This window comes from Pseudoalteromonas sp. UBA2102, assembly GCF_002331165.1.
Taxonomy (GTDB): domain Bacteria; phylum Pseudomonadota; class Gammaproteobacteria; order Enterobacterales; family Alteromonadaceae; genus Pseudoalteromonas; species Pseudoalteromonas atlantica.
The window spans coordinates 1-21,211 of record NZ_DCYU01000037.1 but is presented as its reverse complement, the minus strand read 5'-3'; the positions used below and the strand labels follow the sequence as shown (position 1 = coordinate 21,211).

The following is a 21,211-nucleotide window of genomic DNA, read 5'->3' as shown; positions in this document are numbered from 1 at the left end:
TATCTAATTTTAATATTATTAAGAATGATTCGTATTAAAACGTTCACTGCCTTAAATGGCAATTTAAAATACATACCCTACATGAATAACAGTTATTTAAACTTCAAATACTTTATTTTTTACAAGCTCTCTAAACCATTGACATACAGGGTCATTATGGTGGCGTTGATGCCAGTATAAAGCCACTTGTGCATACTCTGAGCTAAGCTCTTGGGGCGGGGTTCTGGCAACTACGTCATGCTGTTGGCACACATCTGCAGCAAAATGATTGGGCACATAAAATATTAAATCAGTGTTTTCAGCAATGCTGCCAATACTGTAAAAGTTTTTTAAGCGTATTGGCGTCGCTATATTATCAATGCCTAGCGCGGCAAAGTTTTGTGCAATAGTTAATGCTTTTTCACCCTGAATTGATATTTGCCCAAAATTACAATCACGCAATAAATCAACGCTTAATTCTTGTTTAGCCAGCCTGTGGGAGCGAGCCATTACTAATTTAAACTCGCGCTCAAACAACGGCTGTTGATATAACTTACCCTCTGAATTAGCGGGCTTGTGGCCAGTAATCACAAAGTGCGTATCGCCTTTAAGCAAATCAGAAAACTGCGGCTTAGGCAGGGTGTCTATTTCAAGGGTGATATCAGGCGCTTGCTCGCGAACATCTTTAATTATTGTTTTTATAAATAAATGCATTTGCGGCGGTAGGCCAAACAGTTTAATGGTGGCTGTGCTGGTTTTAGGGTCGAAGGTTTGCTTATTAACCAGTGTTTCTACCATATTTAAAATAGAATTTAGGTCTTGCTGAATTGATTGCGCTTTTGGTGTTAGCTCATACCCTCCGGCCATTCTTATTAATAATTGATCGTCAAACAAGGAGCGTAATTTACTTAACGAGCGGCTTATAGAAGGTTGGCTCATGCCTAAAGTTAAGGCGGTATTGCTAATATGTTTTTCGTTTAAAAGCTGCTTTAAAATAATAAGAAGGTTTAGATCGAGCTGATTTAAATTCATAGTTAGGTTTGCAAGTTATCAGTATTTCAAGCCATTATCCTAGCACTTAATTAGTTAGGTAGGTAAAGATGTTTATTTTTCAGGTGCTGAAATAGGCTTAATTGTTTTAATATGATCTAAAAAATTTTAATTGCCTTATAAACACGGTTGTCGCTAACGCAAAGCGTTGGAGTTATAGGCTTGATGGTAAGAATACCATTGTAAAAGTATCAGGTAGTTTAGAGGTTAACGACTCGCAAAGTTTAAAAGCGTTTGCTTTAGCAAGCCAAGGTGTAGCGCAATTACCTAATTTTTACGTTAACCAAGCACTTAAAAGCGGTGAGCTGGTAGAGGTGCTAAGTGAATACGCGCCAAGCCCACTGCCTATTAATTTACTTTATCCGTCTCAACGTTTGTTAAGCCCAACTGTTAAAGCTTTAGTAGATTATTTAGTAAACTACTTATTTCAATATAAAAGTAATTGGTAAGCTAGTTTCTAAACCAGTTAGTGGTAAATTTAATAAAATAGCTAATACGTGCTGATTCGTTAATTAGCTGAGGGTGAATTAAATACACATCAGATTGCGGATACTGTAACTGCGTTAATAGCGGCTTCAAAGTGTGCGCGTTAATTTCTAAATCTACTAAATACTCCGGGGTGTATATAATTCCTTGACCTTGCAATGCAAGGCTTTTAAGCATGTGGTTATCGTTAATGCTTAGTTTTCCTTCAAGCTCAATGGCCCTATCGGAAAAATGCCACAGGCTAAATTGCGTGCTGGTTAAACAGCTATGCTTTAATAAATCTTCAACGTCGCTTGGCTCACCATTTTTAGCAATATAACTAGGCGAGGCACAGCACACCTGTTTATAACTAAAAAGCTTTTTGGCAATCATGTTTTGGGGCGGATTAAGGGTTGATCTAAATGCAATATCGTAATTGCTTTGAATCAAATTGTGAGGGGTGTAGCTGCAGTCTATATTAAATTTAACATCAGGGTACTCTTGGTTAAATTGCTCGCAAATAGTTAGCAGGTATCTATTGGTAAATTGGCTCGGCGCGGTAATTCTAATGTTGCCGGCAATAGCCTCGTGTTCATGGGCTAAGGTTCGTTCAAGCTCTAATAATGTGCTTTTAATATTTCCCATACAACTAAGCACATGCTTTCCCTGCGGGGTGAGCTTTACACTGCGGGTTGTGCGAATAAGTAGGGCTCTTTGGTATTCTTTTTCGAGCGCTTTTATTTGCTCAGACAAATACCCTCGGGAGATCCCAAGCGCTAAAGCTGCCTTTGAAAAGCTTAAGTGTTTGGCTACTTCGTTAAACAAAAATAACCGTTCAAATTTTTTATGTTCTCTCTGCATTTAAATGAGCACTGTGTTTTTATTGTTTGTTATAGCAAATAATGAGTTTTATTTTTAGTATTTAGTTGAATAATTTAATCGGTAAACTACAAGTCACTCTTTTTTAATACCGATAACTCATGACCAATAAAACTATTTCTCAATTTATACCCAATGCTAGCGAACTTATTTATGGCTGTATGGGCTTGGGTGGTGGCTGGAATAACAACCCAATAACCAAAGCCGATATAAACCAAGCACATACAGTAGTAGAGGCAGCGCTTGAAAATAACATTAATTACTTTGACCATGCTGATATTTATACTTTTGGTAAAGCAGAGCAGGTATTTGGTGAAGTTTTAAAAACGCGCACCGACCGTGATAAGTTAATTATTCAATCTAAATGCGGTATTCGCTTTGAAGATGAGCATGGCCCAAAGCGTTATGACCTTTCAGGACAGTGGATAGAGCAAAGTGTAAATAAAAGTTTAGCGCAGCTAAAAACAGACTACTTAGATGTACTTATTCTGCACAGACCCGACCCACTCATGTGCCCTCAGGAAATTGCTAGCACTTATAAAAAACTAAAAAGCCAAGGCAAGGTACGTTTTTTAGGGGTGTCTAATATGCAGCAACATCAAATAAAAGCCATTCAACAAGCCCTGTCAGAGCCACTTATTTTGAATCAAGTAGAAATGAGCTTATTAAAAAATGACTGGGTTGAAGAGGGCATATATGCTGGTAACGCGCAAGGCGCAAATATTAACTTTACGCCGGGCTTAATCGAGTTTTGCCAGCACGAAAATATACAGCTGCAGGCGTGGGGAAGTTTATGCCAAGGGTTGTTTTCGGGTGCTGATATAACCGGCGCTGAAACCCGTATTAAAAACACGTACCAATTAGTACAAAGCTTAGCTGCGCAGTACGAAACCAGTGCAGAAGCCATTGTACTGGCATGGTTAAACAGGCACCCTGCAAACATTCAATCTGTTATAGGGACTACTAACACTGCGCGTATTAAAGCGTGTGCACAAGTAAACAAAATGCAATTAACGGCCGCTCATTGGTATGCACTTTACGAAAGTGTAAAAGGTTGCGAGCTGCCATAGTTTAGTAAAGGAGCACTAAAATGATAAAAAACACACTAACAACATTTTTACTAAGCACTGTAGTGGCATTAACGGCCTGTAAAAGTAATCAGCCACCAGCGGCCGGTAACGCAAACACTGCAAGCACTGATAATTATTTACAGCGCGATGTACGCGACGATATATTTTATTTTGTATTACCTGATCGTTTTAATAATGGCGATCCGCAAAACGATAATGGCAGCAATGAGCATGCTATTTCGGCTGGTGGGTTAAATTTAACAACCACCAGTGGTTTTCATGGTGGAGATATAAAAGGCATTGAACAAAAGCTCGACTACTTAGAAGCGCTAGGGGTTACAGCAATTTGGATGACGCCTTTATTACGCAACCAAGCGATTCAATCAGATGGTGTTGCGCACCATGGTTATTGGATTGTCGATTTTAGCGAAATAGACCCGCACTTTGGTGGGAATGCTTCTTTAAAAAAGCTAATTGATGCAGCTCATAAAAAAGGCATTAAAGTATTTTTTGACATTATTACTAACCACACAGCCGATATTATTCGTTACGACGAATGCCACATGCCAAACGGTCAATTTAAAGCAGGTTTAACGCATTGTGAGTATAAAGCGCTAAATAACCCTAAGCCGTATAGCCCATTTATTCCTGAGCACTTAAAAAATGTTAAGTACCCACAGTGGCTAAACAATGTCGATTATTATCACAACCAAGGCGACAGCACCTTTAGTGGTGAAAGCTCACTTAATGGTGATTTTAACGGCCTAGACGATTTAAAAACAGAGCATCCGCAGGTGGTGAGCGGCATGGTCGATATTTATCAAAATTTAATAAAAGAGTTTAAGCCCGACGGCTTCAGAATCGATACTGTACGCCATGTTAATCTCGAGTTTTGGCAAACATTTACACCCGCTATTATTGATTACGCTAAAGCGCAAGGGATTCCAAATTTTCATGTGTTTGGTGAGGTGTACGACCCTAATCCTAAAAACCTAAGTGTATTTACTACAGAAGGTAAAATTCCATCGGTGCTTGATTTTGCATTTCAAAAAATAGCGGCCGATGTGTTTTTTAAAGGACAGAACCCAAGCGCCATTAGCGAGCTATTTGCACAAGACTCACTATACCAAGATGAAGACAGCCAAGCCGATTTACTTATGACCTTTTTAGGGAACCACGACATGGGCAGACCTGGCTTATTTATAAACCAAACATTTGATCACGAAAGTGATGAGCTTAAATTAAAGCGCAGCCAATTAGCGCATGCATTTATGTTTTTATCTCGCGGTATACCGGTTATTTATTATGGCGATGAACAAGGTTTTACAGGCGATGGCCACGATATTGATGCACGCGAAGATATGTTTGCATCAAATGTTGCAAGCTATAACGACAATAACCTTATAGGCACCACGCAAACAACGGCCGATAATAACTTTAACCAGCAGCACCCATTATTTAAAACTATTGCGCAATTAAGTAAGTTACGAAAAAATCACGAAGGGCTTCGCCGCGGTGAATACAACGACTTATTTTTTGCTAAAAACACTGGCATGTTTGCGTTTTCACGCACAGTAAAAGGTGCAGAGCAGGCGTATATTATTGTGTTTAATAGCGAAAAAACGCCACAAACAATAGAGTTTAATAGCCCGTATAAACACTTTTCGCCGCTTGTAGCTGCCGAGCAACTTGAGCAACAAAATGGCAAGTTAACGGTCACTTTAAAAGGGCTAAGCTATAGTGTGTATATTGCTAAATAATTAAGGGTTTAGGTTAAGTAAAAGCCAGCTGCTAAGCTGGCTTTTTTATGCCTTAAAGGTTATTGCTTTAAATCTATGGTGTATAGCGCAAAACCATTTTCATCTGTTTTAAGTGGTGAGGTAGGCGCAACAGCAGGGAGTGCTTGTGCAATAGTAGCTACCTCATCAAGCGGTGATGTTCTAAACACAACGTTTAGCTCTGTGCTGGTGGTCACGGTGCTAAAGCGCCAGTTATTATCGGCCGAAGGGTCAATACTGCCTGTGCTACTTTTAGCGGCTTCGCTAATAATGTAACTACGCAGCACACCGCGGTTTTCATCTGGGCCTTCAAATGTTTCACGGCTAGTACCGTCAATCGCGGGGAAGTTACCGCCGCCCGATGCACGATAGTTATTAGTTACAATTAAAAACTCTGCCTCTAAATCTATCGCTTCACCTTGGTATTGCAAGTTAGTAATGCGCGAATTGTTTTCACTTATTAATACGCCATCGTTGTCATATCGTTTTGGCTGAGTGACGTCAATTTCAAAGGTAACGCCGTCAATAATGTCAAAGTTAAAAGTGGGAAAAGTGGTATCGAGTAGGTTTTGCTCAGCGCTGCTGTTTACATCAATTTGATTAAACTGACCTGCAGAGCGTTCAAGCCACTCTTTAACATCGCTACCTGTTACTTTTACCATACGAATAGTGTTTGGAAACACATACAAACTAACGGTATCTAGTAAAGTAATATCGCCTGCTTTTACATTGGTGTAATCTTCAATACCATTGCGGCCAGCTCTAAAAGGGGCTGCTGCCGAAAGCACGGGTAAGCCATCAAGCTCAGTGCCTTGAATAAACGCTTTACCCCACGCTATTTGTGCATCTGATACTATTTGAATTGACGGATCGTCTTGCACCAAAGCAAAAAAGCTATAAATTGGGTTTGAAATTTCAGCAAATGGTTCGCTCACCCAATCAATCGTTGCTTGGTGTTCAAGCTCAATTGCGGCAGCTACATCGGTATCTACAGCAGCTAAATCAACAAAGTCGCCGTTTTCATCTGTACCACTAATAGCGCGGGTTTCTACTTTTGAGCTGGTTACTTCCCAGCCGCCTTCATCGTTTGGCTCAACAATTAAATCAATAACCCCTAAGTTATTGCCAAAAAAGCCAGGCATAACAGCCGGTACGCCATTAAGTTTACCGTTTACGTTATCAATACCTGCCGATTCATAGCCATCGTACGACGAATCACCCGGAAACAAACGGTGGTTATGACCAAACAATATGGCGTCTACGTCATCTACTTTAGACAGGTAAAGGGCCGTATTTTCAGCGAGGTCTTCTTGGGCGCTGGCTGTTAACCCAGAGTGCGGAATGGCAATGATAATATCGGCGCCTTGTGCTTTCATTTGTGGAATGAACTTTTCAGCAGTAGCAACAATATCTTTAGCAATGACCTTACCTTGTAAGTGCGCGCTATCCCATTGCATAATTTGCGGTGGGGTAAGGCCTAAGTAACCAATTTTAATTGTTTGTTCGTTGCCGTTTATATCAAATACGGTTTTATCTTGAAGGTAGTACGGGGTGTAGCGGTTTTCATCGTTGCTGTCGTCATCATCACCATCATCAACGTATACATTGGCATTAATATACGGGAAGTCGGCACCACTTAATGTGGCATCTAAAAACTCTAAGCCAAAATTAAATTCATGGTTTCCTAAGTTAGCAACATCGTAATCAAGCAAGTTCATTGCTTTAAAGGCTACATGGGTTGCGCCATTTAAAATATCGTCTTTACGTACAATCGCTTCGTAATCGCCAAGCGGGCTGTTTTGAATCAAATCACCATTATCAACAAGTACACTGTTTTGCACTTCATTGCGGGCTTCTTTTATAAGGGTAGCGGTATTAACAAACCCTAAGGTTTCTGATGGGGCTTGTGCAAAGTAATCGTAGTTAGATAAATACATGTGTATGTCGGTTGTTTCCATCACGCGCAAAGTAACCGGTGCAGGCTCTGGTGTTTCTACAACGACAGGGTCGTTATTATCGTCATCATCAATGTCGCAGCCACTCAATGCGAGTGCAATAGTCAGTGCCAATGTTGATTTTAAAACGTGCTTTTTAGCGATTCGATTTTTCATAGTCATTCCGTGTAATTTAAAAAGAGTACAGTAAAAAAGATTTATTAAAGTATGATGAATTAAAATGTGAATCCAGATTTACATTTTTGGGTGGTGCATTTATAGTAATGTCTTCTACCAAGATGAGCACACACTATGAGTATATCTATGTACGCATTTAAAAAAATTAAAAAATCTTTATTATTAATTGCTTGCGCTTTAACTAGCTTTACAAGTTATGCAGTTGATGAGCAATTTGTACGTTATCAAGCGGGGCGTTATGCAATTAAAAATATCACGTTAATCGATGGCACCGGCAAACCGGCACAAACTAATCAAACGGTTGTAATAAATAAAAATAAAATTGTGAATATAGGCGCCACAGCAGAAGTAGGCGTCGCTAAAGGTGTGAATATTATTGACGGTAGTGGAAAAACATTAATTCCGGGATTGGTGATGATGCATGAGCACATGTTTTATCCTACCGGTAAAGCACATTACACCGAAATGCTCTACAGCTTTCCTCGCCTATATTTAGCAGGCGGTGCAACCACAATTCGTACTGCAGGCACCACTGCACCATATGCTGATTTAAAATTAAGAGATGATATAAACGCAGGTAAAAGTTTAGGCCCAGATATAGATGTAACGGCGCCGTATTTAAATGGCCCCGGTTTACCTATTTTAAAAATAAAGTCGCTACGCGATGCAGACGATGCTAAAAAAATGATGGACTACTGGGGCTTAGAGGGGGTTACCTCATATAAAGCGTATATGCATATTAATCAAAATGAGCTTGATGTTGTTATTAAAAAAGCGCACGAGCAAAATAACAAAGTAACGGCTCATTTATGTTCAGTTACATACCGCGAAGCAGCCGCTTTAGGTATTGATAACCTAGAACATGGCTTTTTTGCCGCCACCGACTTTGTTAAAAACAAACAAAAAGATGTATGCCCAAGTAATAAAGACGTACAGCAATCGTTTGTTGAGTTAGATATAAACTCGCCAGAAGTAACGAGTCTAATAAATTACTTAGTGGCTAAAAATGTAGTACTTACCTCTACACTTACTGTATTTGAAACCTTTACTAAAGGTCGCCCTAAAGCCTACCCAAAAGCACTTGATGCATTAATACCGCAAGTACGTGATCAGTACGAGTCGCGCTTTGAAAAAATAGCAAAGCAGAGCGAATCTAGTTGGCCTTTAGTATTTAAAAAAATGATGCAGCTAGAAAAAATGTTTGTAGCCGCTGGTGGTAAATTAATGGTGGGCACCGACCCAACAGGTTATGGCGGCGTTATTGCTGGCTTTTCCAACCAGCGTGCAATTGAATTACTCGTAGAGGCTGGGTTTATGCAGCCACAAGCAATAAAAATAGCTACGTTAAATGCAGCGCAGTATTTAAATAAGCAAAATACAATAGGTAGTATTGAAGTAGGTAAACATGCCGACTTGGCTATTGTTAATGGCGACTTTACTAAAGATGCGTCGGCTATCCGTAATATGGAAACTGTATTTAAAAATGGTGTAGGCTATAACTCAACAGCACTTTTCGATAACACTAAATCGGTTGTTGGGCTTCATTAAAATAATAAAGGAAATCAGGATGAAAAAATCATTACTCTCAGTGGCATTAGGTTTTGCTGCACTTGGTGCGTTTAACGCGCAGGCAAACCTTGATCAACACGTTAAAAATGTAGAGCAGCAGGTAATTGAATGGCGACGCGACTTTCACCAAAACCCTGAGCTTGGTAACCGCGAAACGCGTACCGCAGGCATTGTGGCTAAACATTTAAAGTCGTTAGGTATGCAAGTACAAACCGATATTGCTTACACAGGTGTTGTTGGTATTTTAAAAGGCGCAAAGCCTGGCCCTACAGTAATGCTACGCGCCGATATGGATGCACTACCGGTAACAGAAAAAACAGATGTGCCATTTAAATCAACCAAAACCACAAATTTCCGTGGCGTTGATGTAGGCATAATGCACGCTTGTGGCCACGACACGCACGTAGCTATGTTAATGGGCGCAGCCGAAGTATTAGCAAATATGAAAGATGAATTGCATGGCAACATCATGTTTGTGTTTCAGCCTGCTGAAGAGGGCGCACCTTTAGGCGAAGAGGGCGGTGCAGAGTTAATGCTTAAAGAAGGTATATTTAAAAAATATAAACCTGACGTAGCATTTGGCCTGCATATTACATCGAGCCTACACACGGGTAAAATTGGCTATCGAAGTGGGCCGTTTATGGCCAGTGCCGATCGCTTTGAAATAACCGTACACGGTCGCCAAGCACATGGCTCAGCACCGTGGACAGGCGTTGACCCTATTGCTGCCGCTGCGCAAATTGTAACGGGCGTTAACCATATTGTTAGCCGCCAAGTAAATATAACCAAAGAGCCTGCTATTGTGTCGTTTGGTAAAATTGCCGGTGGTGTGTGTAATAATATTATTCCTGAAGAAGTTGAAATGGTTGGTACTATTCGTAATTTTGATATGGATAACCGCGCGCAAATCTTTGAAAATATTAAAACAACCGCTACGCATATTGCTAAATCATCGGGGGCAACGGCCGATGTGCATATTCACGAAGGTTACCCGGTAACGGTTAATAACCCTGAACTTACTGCGCAAATGTTACCTAGCCTTGAAAAAGCAGCCGGTAAACAAAACGTGCAAGAAATGGGTAAAATAACCGGCGCAGAAGATTTTTCGTTTTATGCCCTAGAAATACCCAGTGTATTTGTATTTTTAGGTGGAACGCCTGCAGAACAAGACTTAAAAACGGTAGCAAGTAACCACTCACCTTATTTTTACGCCGATGAGTCATCATTTAAAGTGGGCACAAAAACACTTAGCCAATTAGCGGTAGATTACTTAAATAGCCACAAATAATGCCGTAGTTACCCAGCGAGTAAAGTAATTGCTAGCTGGGTATTGTTGTTTATATTAACAAGCTGCACTATGTGTGCACTTTAACCTAACACGTTTAAATTTATGTCTGATCAACCCTTTTTGGCACCTAAGCAACAACGCAGTCAACAAACCCAAGAAAAACTATTAAAAGCGCTGCATCACAGTTTAAAAAGTAAGTTTTTTGAGCACATAAGTATAAAAGAGCTGGCCGATTACGCCGAGGTGTCGGTAGGTACGTTTTACCGTCGCTTTAAAAATAAAGAGTCGCTGCTGCCCATGTTGTATCAAGACTTTGGTATTGCATTAGATAACTGGGTAAGTGAGCTTGAGGCGCAGCACTATAAAAACTTAGACGATGTAGTTAACACTTTATGCCATAAAACCTATGTGTTTTTATCATCACAGCAGGGGGTATTTAGAACCCTGCATTTAAATTCGCGTTTACACAGCGAGTTATTAGGCAGTGATAAACACATAAACAGACGAGTAATTTATCAGCGTTTAGCGCAATTAATTAGCCAAACAGATACCAAAGTGAGCGAGGCGGCGGCAGGTACGGCAGTATTTTTAATTGTCAGCTCATTGCTTGATAAAGTGCTGTATCACGATTTAACCCCTGCGATAGCCTGTGATTTATCGGCGCAGCAATACGCGCAAGAACTACCTAAAATTATTTTAGCTTATTTAGGTTAAACACCTTTAAACATACTCAAGGAGAGTAAAATGAAAATTACTGGAAGCTGCTATTGTGGTGAAATTAAATACCAAGCTCAGTCGCAAAATAATAACGTACTTGTATGTCATTGTAGCGATTGCCAACGCATGTCGAGTGGGCCATTTAGAGCGGTAATTATGGCTGAGCCAAACTCGGTGGTATTTACTAAAGGCGAGCCAAAAGAGTATGTTAAAACAGCACAAAGTGGCAATAAACGCGCACAAGGTTTTTGTGGTACGTGCGGCACTACACTTTACGCAACGAACGAAGCAAAAGCCGATAGAGTGTACGGCCTGCGCATAGGGGCCGTTGATCAGCGCGATGAATTAACCCCAGCTGCGCAAATTTGGTCACAATCAACGCTTACATGGCTAAACGATTTACACCAAGTGCCGGCTTTTGAAACTACACCTAAATAAACAGGTAGGCTATTAATGAAAACACTGACAAAAACAGCCTTATTAGCAAGTGTACTACTGACGAGTTTTGCCCAGGCACAACCCAGTAATGTCGACTTTTTAAATACAGGCAAAGCTAATCCTAACTTACCATTTTCGCAAATAGTAAAAGCCGGTAATACGCTTTATATGTCGGGGCAAATAGGGATTAACCCTGCAACCGGTAAGTTAGCAGCGGGTGGTTTTGAAGGTGAAGCTAAGCAAACCCTTGAAAACATTAAGCGCACTTTAGAGCAGCATAACTACAGCCTGAGCAATATTGTAAAGTGCACTGTTATGCTTACCAATATTAACGATTTTAAAGCGTTTAACGCTATTTATACGCAATATTTTAGTGCGCCGTATCCTGCACGTAGTGCATTTGCAGTAAACGCGTTAGCCCTTGATTCGTTAGTAGAAGTAGAGTGTATTGGTGCTGTATAACACCAATCGACTTAAATATTTAATCATTCTAACGTGCTAAATAGAGCGCTAACAGCGTTGTAAATTTCTTATGTAGAACAACTGCATGTCGATATTCATGCCTTGTTATCACGCTATTTATCGTCGCTATAAATGCCTAATAACTTAACACGATTGGTGTAAGTAATTTTAGGTTGCGTAATTTTATAAAGATAACGTTGCGCTTTAAATTTGTGTGAAATTTTTTTAACCAAATGACTGTCTATTTATAAGACAGTCATTTGGAGAAAAATATGTGTAGTTCACCGAAAAGTAGCCGAGCAGTTAAAAAGTCAGCCATTAACTTTAATGACGAACTAACCCAAGAGCAGCGTTTGCGTTTTGCTGCAAAAGCTAATTTAGCACAGCTGCGCCGCGAGCAACGTCAAGCCGCTAATAAGCGCTTTGAGCAAAAGCATCGCCCCGCTAAAAAGCCAGCAACGGGCTTGTTTTCATGGTTACAGCAGCTAGTAAGTTAACTATTATTAAGCGTGGTGTTTTTGCCGCTAAACCATCCACATGTAGCACATAACACACCTGCACCTGCACATAACCAAAGCGGCGCACTCCAGCTGCCGGTACTTGTATGTAACGCCCCAGCTACCATAGGGCCAATAGCCGCCAACAAATAACCAATACTTTGTGACATACCCGAAAGGGAAGCCGCTTGCGTGGAGTTATCGGTACGTAGGCTAATAAACGACAGCCCTAAAATAAAACACGCCCCCGAGCTAAAGCCAAGTAGTAGCGTCCACACTAATGCAAAGCTTGGCATATAAAGTAGCCCTAGCGCACAGCACGCACTCAGTGATGCAAGTATAAAGCTAAGCGCACTTTGATCTTTTAATTTTCCTAGCAAAGGTATAAGCACAAGCCCAGGTATGGCGGTCGCAATTTGAAAAGCACCATGATACGCGCCTGCTTGCGTTGCGCTTTGGCCCGCTTCGGTGAGTATGCTAGGCAGCCATGTGATAATGATGTAATTTAAAAATGAATTTAGCCCCAGTAACAAGGTAATTTGCCAAGCAAGTAGGTAGCGCCATACGCTTTTATTAAGTGTTGAGGCCTGAGCTGTTTGTGCCGGTTTTGTGTGTTTATTTAATTGCGCCATCCACACAATTAAAGTGGTAATTGTAATGAGTGCACTTGCCCCTAATGCAAACTGCCAGCCTAACCCTTCATATTGGCTAAGCGGATAAACTAATGCTGAAAAGCCACCCGAGGCAATGCCCATAGTGAGTACATAAGCAGAGGTCATTACCGCTACTTTTGCCGCAAAGTCGCGTTTTATTATACTTGGTAGCAATACGTTAGCTATGGCAATACCTGCACCTATTATGGCTGTGCCTACAAAGAGCATAATGGATGAATTAACCACCCGTGCGGCAATACCCAGTAATATTAAAAATACAGCAAAAAACAATGTGCGCTCAAGCCCTTGGCGTTTAGCCAGGCTTGCAGCCATAGGCGATATAACGGCAAAGGCAATTAGCGGTAACGTGGTAATAAAGCCTGCTTGCGAAGCGGTTAAATTAAAATGCGCAATTATTTGTTCAAGCACAGGGGCAACCCCTGTAAAAGGCGCACGTAAATTGGCGGCAATAAGTAAAATACCTATTACAAGCAATACGCTTGAAAAGCGCGACATACCAGCATTACTGTGAGGTGTGTGAGTCATTATTACAAAATAAGTTAGCTAATTATTGGCGCTAGTATAAACAAATCAGCAGTATTATAATTTAGCTATACTGACATTAAATAACTAAAAACTGACAAAATATGTTTGAGCCTAAAGGGTGGGGATACCTACAAAACTACGAGCACATGGCACAGCCTATAATTGCCAAAGTAGATACCGCGCAAGGCAGCAAAGAATACCCGTTACACACTCACCCTAAGGGGCAGCTAATTTTAGCGCTTGATGGTTATGTTACCTGCGAAGCGGCTAACAAAATGTGGATGGTGCCAACGCACAGTGCTATTTGGGTACCTGCAAACACCTTACACAGCAATCGCGCATCTGATAACGCCAAATTATGTTTTGTATTTATTGATGCCAATAAGCACGGCATGCCACAGCATACCTGTACATTAGCAATAACAGGGTTGGTAAAAAGTTTAATGCTAAAACTAGCAAGCGAACACCAAGCCTATAATGAAGACTCTAAAACAGCACGTTTAGCTCAGGTACTGTTTGATTTATTAATTGAAATGCCCGCCCAGCCGCTCGACTTTGTGTTATCTAAGCATGCGGTTATTCAAGCAATGGGGCAGCAGTTACTCGCACAGCCAAATAATCGTAAAACCCTTGCACAATGGGCACACGACTTTGCTTTAACCGAGCGGACGTTGGCACGGCTTATAAAAAAGCAAACCGGTATGACCTTTGGTAAGTGGCGAATGCAATTACATATAATTACAGCGCTGCAGGCTCTATCAGATGGGCAAACTGTACAGCAAGTGTCGGCGTTATTGGGGTACGAATCGGTAAGTGCGTTTATAACTATGTTTAAAAAGGTAATGGGAAAATCGCCCACTAAATATATGGGCGATTTAAATTAACCTTTATACATGGTTTTACCACGTGTACGTAGCTGAAAGCATGGCGTTACGCGGTTTACCAGGGAAGTACCTATCGCCAGTAAAGCTGGTGTAATCAGCACGCTCTGCATAAGCTTCGTCGGTAAGGTTAATTATACGTGCAAGCACTTCTAAATTATTGGTAACTTGCCACTTTGCACGCAAGCTTAAAATATCATGCCCCTCGTAGTTATGTAGGTTTTCTGGGTCGGTATAGTAACTACTTACGCTATGCCATTGCAGTGCAAGCGCTAGGTTATTAAAGGCTTGCCAGGTTAAATCAAGGTTAGCCACATTGCGAGGCGCGGTGTCTACGTTGTTACCGTTTATATTTAGCCCATTAATTAACTGATTATTGGTATACGTGTGCTTTGCATGCGTACCTGCAAATTGTAAGTTAAGCGTTTTGCTTAATGCATAATCTACTTCAAGCTCAATACCTCTGTGACGTGAACTGCCATCATTAACGTTAAAGAAGTCGCTATCGCGATAAATAGTATTGTGTTTGCTCATAGCATACACAGCCAATGCGTAACTTATATTGCTGTAATATCCTTTTAAACCAAGCTCGGCATTATTGGCTATTTCGGGGTTTAAATCGGCGGTGGTTTGCTCGCGTTGTAATTGGTAAAGCTCTGCCGCTTGCGGCGCTCGGTAGCCACGCGAAAAGTTAGCGTATAGCGTATTATTTTTGTTGGCCTTGTAGCTCACGCCAAATTTAGGTGAGGTATTGCTAAAGCTATTTTTACCACTGGCTGGGCGGCTATAACGGCAACCGCCAAAACCACATTCTGTGCCGTCTTCTGTTGTGCGCCCTGTGAGCATATTATTAGTGTAATCGTACTGCATATGCTCATACCTGAGGCCGGCGCTAATAAACCATTTATTTAATTGCCACTCAACTGATGCAAACGGCGCATACAGGGTTGCGTTTACATCATAATCGTAGTGTTTGCCTTGCGGTACTGTGGCTACTAAAAATGCAGAGCCTTGAGTTGGCTCGTTTTGGCTTTGAGTAAAGTCGCTGCGAGTGTATTCGCCATCAAGCCCTAGGTTTACTTTTACATTACTTTGCAAGTTATGTTGATAAAGCGATTGCACACCTATGCCTGTTTGACTGTTAGTTTCAAGCGGGGTGCCAGGTAAAAAGTGCTTAAAAAAGTCCATGCTTTGGTCGCGCACATAAGGCGTAATAGAAAGCACATTGCCGTTTTTTAATTGCCACTGGGCGTTGCTCCACGCTCTAAATGAGCGGGCTTTTCTAAATGCATCGGGGTCAAAGTTTTGCTGTGCTATGTCTTCGTTTTTATAGCTTTCAAAACCCGTAATAAAGCCCGCAGTGTGCTGATCTAAATTTGTGTATGTAAGGCCAGAGGTAAGCAATAGGTTTGAGCGCTCAAAACGATGACGAATATTTATTTTTTGCTGTTTAACGCTTTCATCATCGCGGTAACCGGTATCGTCGGTAACACTGGCGTTTATGCCAATACCACTGTTGCCGTAGTCTTGCCCAGCGCGAAACTTATAACGGGCATACCCATATGAGCCATAATCAAGCCCGACTAATCCACCGCCTTGGGTTGTATCAGGCGTTATTACGTTAATTACAGCGTGTACGGAGTTTGAGCCATAAAGTGCAGAGCCCGGCCCTTTTAATACTTCAATACGCTGCGCCATTTCGCTATGCGCTTCAAATAGCTCGTTAATATTACAAAAGCCTGCGGCGCGCAGTGCAATGCCATCTTCAAGGGTTAGTATGCCGCCACAGGCTGCCGCGCCCGAGAGCACCGGCGAGCGAAGTGCCGGTAGGTATTCTTGCCCATTTCCGCGCTGTACGTTAGCACCTGCAATACGCTGTAACGACTCTTCAACATGAGTAGGCGCAATGCTATTTAACTGCGCCTCAGATAAGGTGCTAATAGTAAGTGGATAGGGGGTAGCCAGTGCTTCTGTACGTGATGCGGTGGTTGTTATGGTTTCTATTGCATCATCGTTTTTATTATCAGCAAGTGCAACGTGGCTGAGTGGTAATAACAGCGGCAAAATATAAGGTTTCATACATTCCTTTAAGGTGAGTAACGCTTTATTAACGCCATGGTAAGGTGTTTTAAACAGTTTTTAAACCGCTTGCGTTAAAGTGCGCGTATTCTATATACCCGATAAGTTAGCGATAATATAAAGCAAGCCGCAGCGGGCACGGTTAAAGCAAGTAGGCCTAAGTGTTCATAAAGCATAAACCCGCACACTCCACCTAGTAAAAAGCCGGCAATAATAAGTATAAATATTACGCCTTTGCGGGTATCAAAGGGTTCACCTTTTAGCGCTTTGCCTATCATTAAACCTAGGTCGGTAAAAATACCGGTTAAATGAGTGGTGCGCACTACTGCACCGCTGTAGTTAGTGGCAAGGGCGTTTTGTAAACCACAGGCGGCAGAGGCAAGCGTAATGCCATAAACATGGGCGCGGCTGAGTAAATAGGCGCTTAAAAGCAGCAATAGGCCTTCAATAAATAATAGGGTGTCGTAATGGCGTCCCAGCTTTAACGAGCCGCCGGTAAGTAAAAAACCAGAAAGGGCAGAGCCAAGCATAAAGCTTAAAATTATACTCATTAGTAGTAACGCAGCAGAGGTACTGCTCATTAGTTTTATACCAAGTAAAGTAACACTACCGGAAAGGTGAGAAATAGCCTGATGCTCAAACCCTAATAACCCAATAGTGTTAACAATGCCTGCAATAAAGGCGAGTGTAAACGCGCCGTACTCAACCCATTTTGGTAATTTAGTTAACATTGCCTACCTTATTAATGCACACCGAATTGTGCTTTATAGCGCTTTATTTGCTCATCAACGAGTGCGGTGTCGACCATGCCGTGCTTAAAAGCAATATAAACAGGTAGGGCGTAGCCTTCAAGCTGCTTAGCATGAATGTTTTTATAGCCTTTTGAGTACCATAAACCGGCTTGATAATTAGTAATTGCGTAGTCAACACGCTGTTTATCAAGCAAATCAAACGTGGCTTTCGTTGAGAGTGAATGCATAAAGTTGCTTTGTTTAATATTATATTCTTTTGCCAGTACACTGGGTAATTTAACGCCTCTTAGCATAGCAATGCGTGAATTTGATAAGTCATTATTAAGGTTCGCTTTTTGTGTGCTAAATAAACCAAATTGAGTGGTGTGTAGCGGCTCAGTGGTAAATTCTAAATATTGCGCACGCTCGGTATTATTAGCCAACGCAAAGTAACAATCGTAGTAACCTAACGTCATTTCTTTTTTAATGCGTGCCCACGGTAAATGCACCACCTCAATGTTTAAATTTAAATTACGCTCTATAAAAGCTAAATAGTCTATGTCTATGCCCGTAAAGGTATGTGTTTCATCGTCATAAATTGTAAAAGGCGGGTAATGGGTAGTTGCACAGCGCAGCGTTTTATTAGGCGCGGCTAATAATAGCGAAGAAAAACTAAAAGCTAAAAGCAGCAATAATGTGCGCATAAATGTAAATCCGATTTTTTCTTATGTTAGTGTGTTTATTATACAGCGATATTCGGTTTTGAGGGGATGATCTATGTATTTTTTCTTCTCGTATAAGTTTAAATTTTAAGAGATAACCATGTTTAACGCAGAGCAGCAATCGCGAATTATAGAAATGGCGTGGGAAGACAGAACCCCCTTTGAGGCTATAGAGCAGTTATACGGGCTTAATTATTCACAGCTGGTCGTGTTTATGCGAGAGCATATTTCAAAGGGTAGTTTTAAAGTGTGGCGCAAACGCCACGCAGGGCGTAAAACTAAGCATTTAAAACTGCGAGACCCAGCCATAATGCGCAGCCATTGCAAAACACAGTACAAGCCGAGATAAATAGCTGCTTGCAGTTTCATATGATGTTCAGGCGTGTTTGATAATCTTTAGCTATTAACATTATTAGAGATTATTTATGAAAGCGTTTTTATATACGGTTTTTTTAGCGGGTGCCTTGGTTAGCGTTAATGTACAGGCAAAGCCCGACAAAGGCAATCACGGCCATAAAAATGGCCACCATAAACATCAGCAGCACAACTATAAAAGCAGTAAGAAACTATCTAAAAAGCAGCAAAAAAAGTTAGTGCGTGCTGGGTGGACGCCACCAGGGTTAAGTAAGCGTTACCATAGAGGCGATTACCTAGACCGCAATGTATATAAACAAGGCCGCGTTATTGAACGTTCTAGAGATAATGGTACAGTAAGTATAATAATAGACAGTACAGTTATACACATGGTGCACGATACCCGAGAAATACTTTCAATTTTAACTCGTTAAGTACAATTTATAAGGATATTTAAATGCTCATTGCACTGGCTATAATCATTGGCTTTTTTTTATTAGTGACCTTATTACCTATGTCGTACAGTCAGCACTACTTAGTGCGCAGCTGCGACTTTGTTCGACTACAGGTATTTTATATAGCCAGCGCTGTTGCAATTATATCGTTTTATTTACTGTGGCAAAGCGGCAATAGCGGGTATTTGTATACTGCTTTAACCGCATTACTAACCATGGCATTACAAGGTAAGTGGATATTTCCTTACACTTGGCTTGCTAAAAAAGAAGTTAAAACGGCCTCAGTGAGCGAAGATCACAGTGTTAGAATCATGTCGGCTAATGTGCTTATGTCAAACCACAATAGTGAGCAACTAATCTCACTGGTTGATAAACACCAGCCCGATTTATTAATTACCCTTGAAAGCGACAGCTGGTGGGAAAATAAATTAGCTGTTCTTAAAAAAAACTACCCCTATTATATTGAATGCCCTAAAGACAACCGCTATGGCATGCATTTATACAGTAAATTTAAAATTCTTGATGCGCAAATATGTGAGCTCATTGAAGATGATATTCCTTCAATTCATATCCTGTTCGAAAACAATGAAGGCCTTGAAATGCAAGGGCACTTTATACACCCCGCGCCACCAAGCCCCACTGAAGAAGACTCATCGCGCCCACGTGACTCAGAGCTAATAATGGTCGCTAAAGCACTTAAAAAGCCAACACGCCCGACCATTGTAGCCGGTGATTTAAACGACGTAGCATGGTCGCGCAGCACCCGTTTATTTATGCAAATAAGTGGTTTTTTAGACCCACGTAAAGGTCGTGGCTTTTATAACACCTTTCACGCAAGTTACTTTTTTATGCGTTGGCCGCTCGATCATTTATTTCACAGCCAAGGCTTTAAAGTAAAACGCATTAAGCGCCTTGCTAAATATGGCTCCGACCACTTTGCACTACTCACTGAGCTGGTGTTTGAAAACGCCAAGCAGCATTCATTAGAAGATAAGCCAAAAGAGCTAAAGCAAGAAGAAATTCAAGAGCTTGCTATGAGCAAAGCCGATAAGCGCAAAGTACCAAGGTTTGAGAAGAGCTAGCTATTAGCTTGTGTAGGTCGGATAAGCGAAGCGCCATCCGACACAGTAAAATACCTTACCAATTATAATCAATATTTATGTTGTAGAGTGGCAGGAGAGTGCCAATTGAAAACAGTGGTAACGCTTTGCTAAGCGGAAAATAATGGTTGGCTATAATCGCGAAGCGATGGCCAACTGTTATTTTTCCGTTTAAGCAACTTGTTATGTGCCTTTAATCGTGTTCACCGTAATCAGGCTCTAATGTACCAAAGTCTACCGAAGTTATAGGGCTTACTACCTCAACTTCTTCAACGTCGAGCTCAGATAAATCACCGGTTAAATCACCACATACAGTAACTAAGATTTCAGAAGTAAACTGTTCTTCAACTGTAGCTGTAACACCACCAATATAGACATGGTCGCGGTCTATAGAATCGTATTGAGAAAGCGAAAATTCACCCTCAACTTCAACAGTGATATTGGCACTTACCTCTAAGACAATATAATCTTCAGAATGATCGACTATTTTAAAATTAGTGTCAGATAACTCAAAGTCATTTAACCAACCATGGCAACCATCAGGTTCCCAGTAATGGAAGGAGTCGGCTTCTTGATCTGGCGTAAAGCCATAAAAGTAGCTTTCTACACCACTACGTATTTTTTCAATAAAGTCTGCTGCATCATCTTCTTCTTGTTCAATTTTCGAAGTTAACATAGATAAGAATGCAAAAGGAGCTGTTTCCTTATTGAACTTACTTAGAGCATCTGCAAAGTCTTCTGTGTAATCAATGTTGTCTGATGTTTCACAATAATTTTTCCAATCACCATCACGAGCAACAGCCAAAACCTCAATATCATTTTCTTCAGCCCACGCTTCTGTGGCTAAAAGGACAATAGCATCGGGAAATTCGTTTTTCTTTTTCCCCGTTTCTGCAAAAGGAGGTTCATTTTGAAAATATTGCTTTAACAACTCTGATACTGATACATAGTCACCGCATTCAAGAACTAAAGCGCCTGAATTATCAATGAACTTATCAACACGACTAGCAGCAATCCCCTCTATTTCATTACTATCAATTAAAATTGATTTTGCATCATTGAGTTCACTGCCGTCGAAAAATAGATGATCACCAGCATCATTTAAGGCTTTTTCTAAAGATGCACGAGAACTTTTTACCTTCTTCTCTAAATGGCTCTGAACCTCGCCTTTTATTACATCAGGTAATAGGTAATCTATATCACTGTCTTTAAATTGATTTAATTTTCCAAGTAAGCCCTTTTCTAGCTTTAATCCATGCGCATCAAAAATAGAGGTGTCAACAAGGATTGCTCCATATTCTTTATTTTCATCCGTACTCATTTGCTACCTCGTATTGGCACATAACATTTTAGTATTTATGCGACA

The 21,211-nt window shown here is 40.9% G+C and carries 20 protein-coding genes and 1 pseudogene; 13 read left to right on the top strand and 8 right to left on the bottom strand.

Translation table 11 applies throughout. From position 1 onward, the window contains the following. Positions 1-96: 96 nt before the first annotated feature. Positions 97-1,011, bottom strand: coding sequence for a LysR family transcriptional regulator (locus B2R65_RS04535; RefSeq protein ID WP_286741342.1), 915 nt, complete (start codon positions 1,009-1,011; stop codon positions 97-99). A 125-nt stretch (positions 1,012-1,136) separates the two neighbouring features. Here B2R65_RS04535 and B2R65_RS04530 point away from each other — a divergent pair. Further along, positions 1,137-1,478: pseudogene (locus tag B2R65_RS04530) on the top strand (LysR substrate-binding domain-containing protein); the annotation flags it as partial. A gap of 1 nt (position 1,479) precedes the next feature. Here B2R65_RS04530 and B2R65_RS04525 read toward each other — a convergent pair. Beyond that, positions 1,480-2,355 (bottom strand): LysR family transcriptional regulator, encoded by an 876-nt coding sequence (locus B2R65_RS04525; RefSeq protein WP_286741340.1) that lies wholly within the window; start codon positions 2,353-2,355, stop codon positions 1,480-1,482. Positions 2,356-2,474: 119 nt separating this feature from the next. Between B2R65_RS04525 and B2R65_RS04520 the strand changes: the two genes are divergently transcribed. After that, complete coding sequence (locus B2R65_RS04520) at positions 2,475-3,443, top strand: aldo/keto reductase (RefSeq protein ID WP_286741339.1); 969 nt, start codon at positions 2,475-2,477, stop codon at positions 3,441-3,443. Positions 3,444-3,463: 20 nt separating this feature from the next. Continuing rightward, complete coding sequence (locus B2R65_RS04515; protein ID WP_286741338.1) at positions 3,464-5,203, top strand: alpha-amylase family glycosyl hydrolase; 1,740 nt, start codon at positions 3,464-3,466, stop codon at positions 5,201-5,203. A 59-nt stretch (positions 5,204-5,262) separates the two neighbouring features. Here the strand turns inward: B2R65_RS04515 and B2R65_RS04510 are convergent, their stop codons facing one another. Further along, a complete protein-coding gene (locus tag B2R65_RS04510) occupies positions 5,263-7,332 on the bottom strand; it encodes a bifunctional 2',3'-cyclic-nucleotide 2'-phosphodiesterase/3'-nucleotidase (protein WP_286741337.1) in 2,070 nt (689 codons plus the stop codon). Between the two features lie 135 nt (positions 7,333-7,467). Between B2R65_RS04510 and B2R65_RS04505 the strand changes: the two genes are divergently transcribed. From B2R65_RS04505 to B2R65_RS04480, 6 genes are all read left to right on the top strand, one after another. Next, entirely contained in the window at positions 7,468-8,901 is a 1,434-nt protein-coding gene (locus B2R65_RS04505) for an amidohydrolase family protein (RefSeq protein ID WP_286741335.1), read from the top strand. Positions 8,902-8,920: 19 nt separating this feature from the next. Then, positions 8,921-10,210 (top strand): M20 family metallopeptidase, encoded by a 1,290-nt coding sequence (locus tag B2R65_RS04500; protein ID WP_286741334.1) that lies wholly within the window; start codon positions 8,921-8,923, stop codon positions 10,208-10,210. Between the two features lie 102 nt (positions 10,211-10,312). Then, positions 10,313-10,924, top strand: coding sequence for a TetR/AcrR family transcriptional regulator (locus B2R65_RS04495; RefSeq protein WP_248533104.1), 612 nt, complete (start codon positions 10,313-10,315; stop codon positions 10,922-10,924). 30 nt (positions 10,925-10,954) lie between these two features. Continuing rightward, positions 10,955-11,365: a GFA family protein gene (locus B2R65_RS04490; RefSeq protein ID WP_286741333.1), complete on the top strand. Its 411-nt coding sequence runs from the start codon at positions 10,955-10,957 to the stop codon at positions 11,363-11,365. A 15-nt stretch (positions 11,366-11,380) separates the two neighbouring features. Further along, the gene (locus tag B2R65_RS04485) at positions 11,381-11,827 is read left to right on the top strand and encodes a RidA family protein (RefSeq protein ID WP_286741331.1); all 447 of its coding nucleotides are present in this window, start codon (positions 11,381-11,383) and stop codon (positions 11,825-11,827) included. Positions 11,828-12,099: 272 nt separating this feature from the next. Then, positions 12,100-12,324, top strand: coding sequence for a hypothetical protein (locus tag B2R65_RS04480; RefSeq protein WP_004588490.1), 225 nt, complete (start codon positions 12,100-12,102; stop codon positions 12,322-12,324). On the opposite strand, the gene B2R65_RS04475 is transcribed toward B2R65_RS04480, so the two are convergent. Beyond that, positions 12,321-13,523: an MFS transporter gene (locus tag B2R65_RS04475; RefSeq protein WP_273605619.1), complete on the bottom strand. Its 1,203-nt coding sequence runs from the start codon at positions 13,521-13,523 to the stop codon at positions 12,321-12,323. The genes B2R65_RS04480 and B2R65_RS04475 overlap by 4 nt on opposite strands. Positions 13,524-13,624: 101 nt before the next feature. Between B2R65_RS04475 and B2R65_RS04470 the strand changes: the two genes are divergently transcribed. Beyond that, positions 13,625-14,407, top strand: coding sequence for an AraC family transcriptional regulator (locus B2R65_RS04470; RefSeq protein ID WP_286741329.1), 783 nt, complete (start codon positions 13,625-13,627; stop codon positions 14,405-14,407). Between the two features lie 15 nt (positions 14,408-14,422). On the opposite strand, the gene B2R65_RS04465 is transcribed toward B2R65_RS04470, so the two are convergent. The 3 genes from B2R65_RS04465 to B2R65_RS04455 all read right to left on the bottom strand — a co-directional run bounded on the left by B2R65_RS04465 (position 14,423) and on the right by B2R65_RS04455 (position 17,918). Then, on the bottom strand, positions 14,423-16,483 hold the full coding sequence (locus B2R65_RS04465; protein WP_286741327.1) for a TonB-dependent receptor: 2,061 nt from the start codon (positions 16,481-16,483) through the stop codon (positions 14,423-14,425). Between the two features lie 74 nt (positions 16,484-16,557). Continuing rightward, the gene (locus B2R65_RS04460; protein ID WP_286741326.1) at positions 16,558-17,214 is read right to left on the bottom strand and encodes a YoaK family protein; all 657 of its coding nucleotides are present in this window, start codon (positions 17,212-17,214) and stop codon (positions 16,558-16,560) included. An 11-nt stretch (positions 17,215-17,225) separates the two neighbouring features. Further along, the gene (locus B2R65_RS04455) at positions 17,226-17,918 is read right to left on the bottom strand and encodes a substrate-binding periplasmic protein (RefSeq protein ID WP_286741324.1); all 693 of its coding nucleotides are present in this window, start codon (positions 17,916-17,918) and stop codon (positions 17,226-17,228) included. A 118-nt stretch (positions 17,919-18,036) separates the two neighbouring features. On the opposite strand from B2R65_RS04455, the gene B2R65_RS04450 reads away from it, so the two are divergent. From B2R65_RS04450 to B2R65_RS04440, 3 genes are all read left to right on the top strand, one after another. Next, complete coding sequence (locus tag B2R65_RS04450; protein WP_054983514.1) at positions 18,037-18,285, top strand: TIGR03643 family protein; 249 nt, start codon at positions 18,037-18,039, stop codon at positions 18,283-18,285. A 76-nt stretch (positions 18,286-18,361) separates the two neighbouring features. Further along, a complete protein-coding gene (locus B2R65_RS04445; RefSeq protein ID WP_286741322.1) occupies positions 18,362-18,724 on the top strand; it encodes a hypothetical protein in 363 nt (120 codons plus the stop codon). Between the two features lie 23 nt (positions 18,725-18,747). Continuing rightward, a complete protein-coding gene (locus B2R65_RS04440) occupies positions 18,748-19,827 on the top strand; it encodes an endonuclease/exonuclease/phosphatase family protein (RefSeq protein WP_096740068.1) in 1,080 nt (359 codons plus the stop codon). A 211-nt stretch (positions 19,828-20,038) separates the two neighbouring features. On the opposite strand, the gene B2R65_RS04435 is transcribed toward B2R65_RS04440, so the two are convergent. Further along, positions 20,039-21,166 (bottom strand): PIN domain-containing protein, encoded by a 1,128-nt coding sequence (locus B2R65_RS04435; protein ID WP_286741321.1) that lies wholly within the window; start codon positions 21,164-21,166, stop codon positions 20,039-20,041. Positions 21,167-21,211 lie beyond the last annotated feature (45 nt).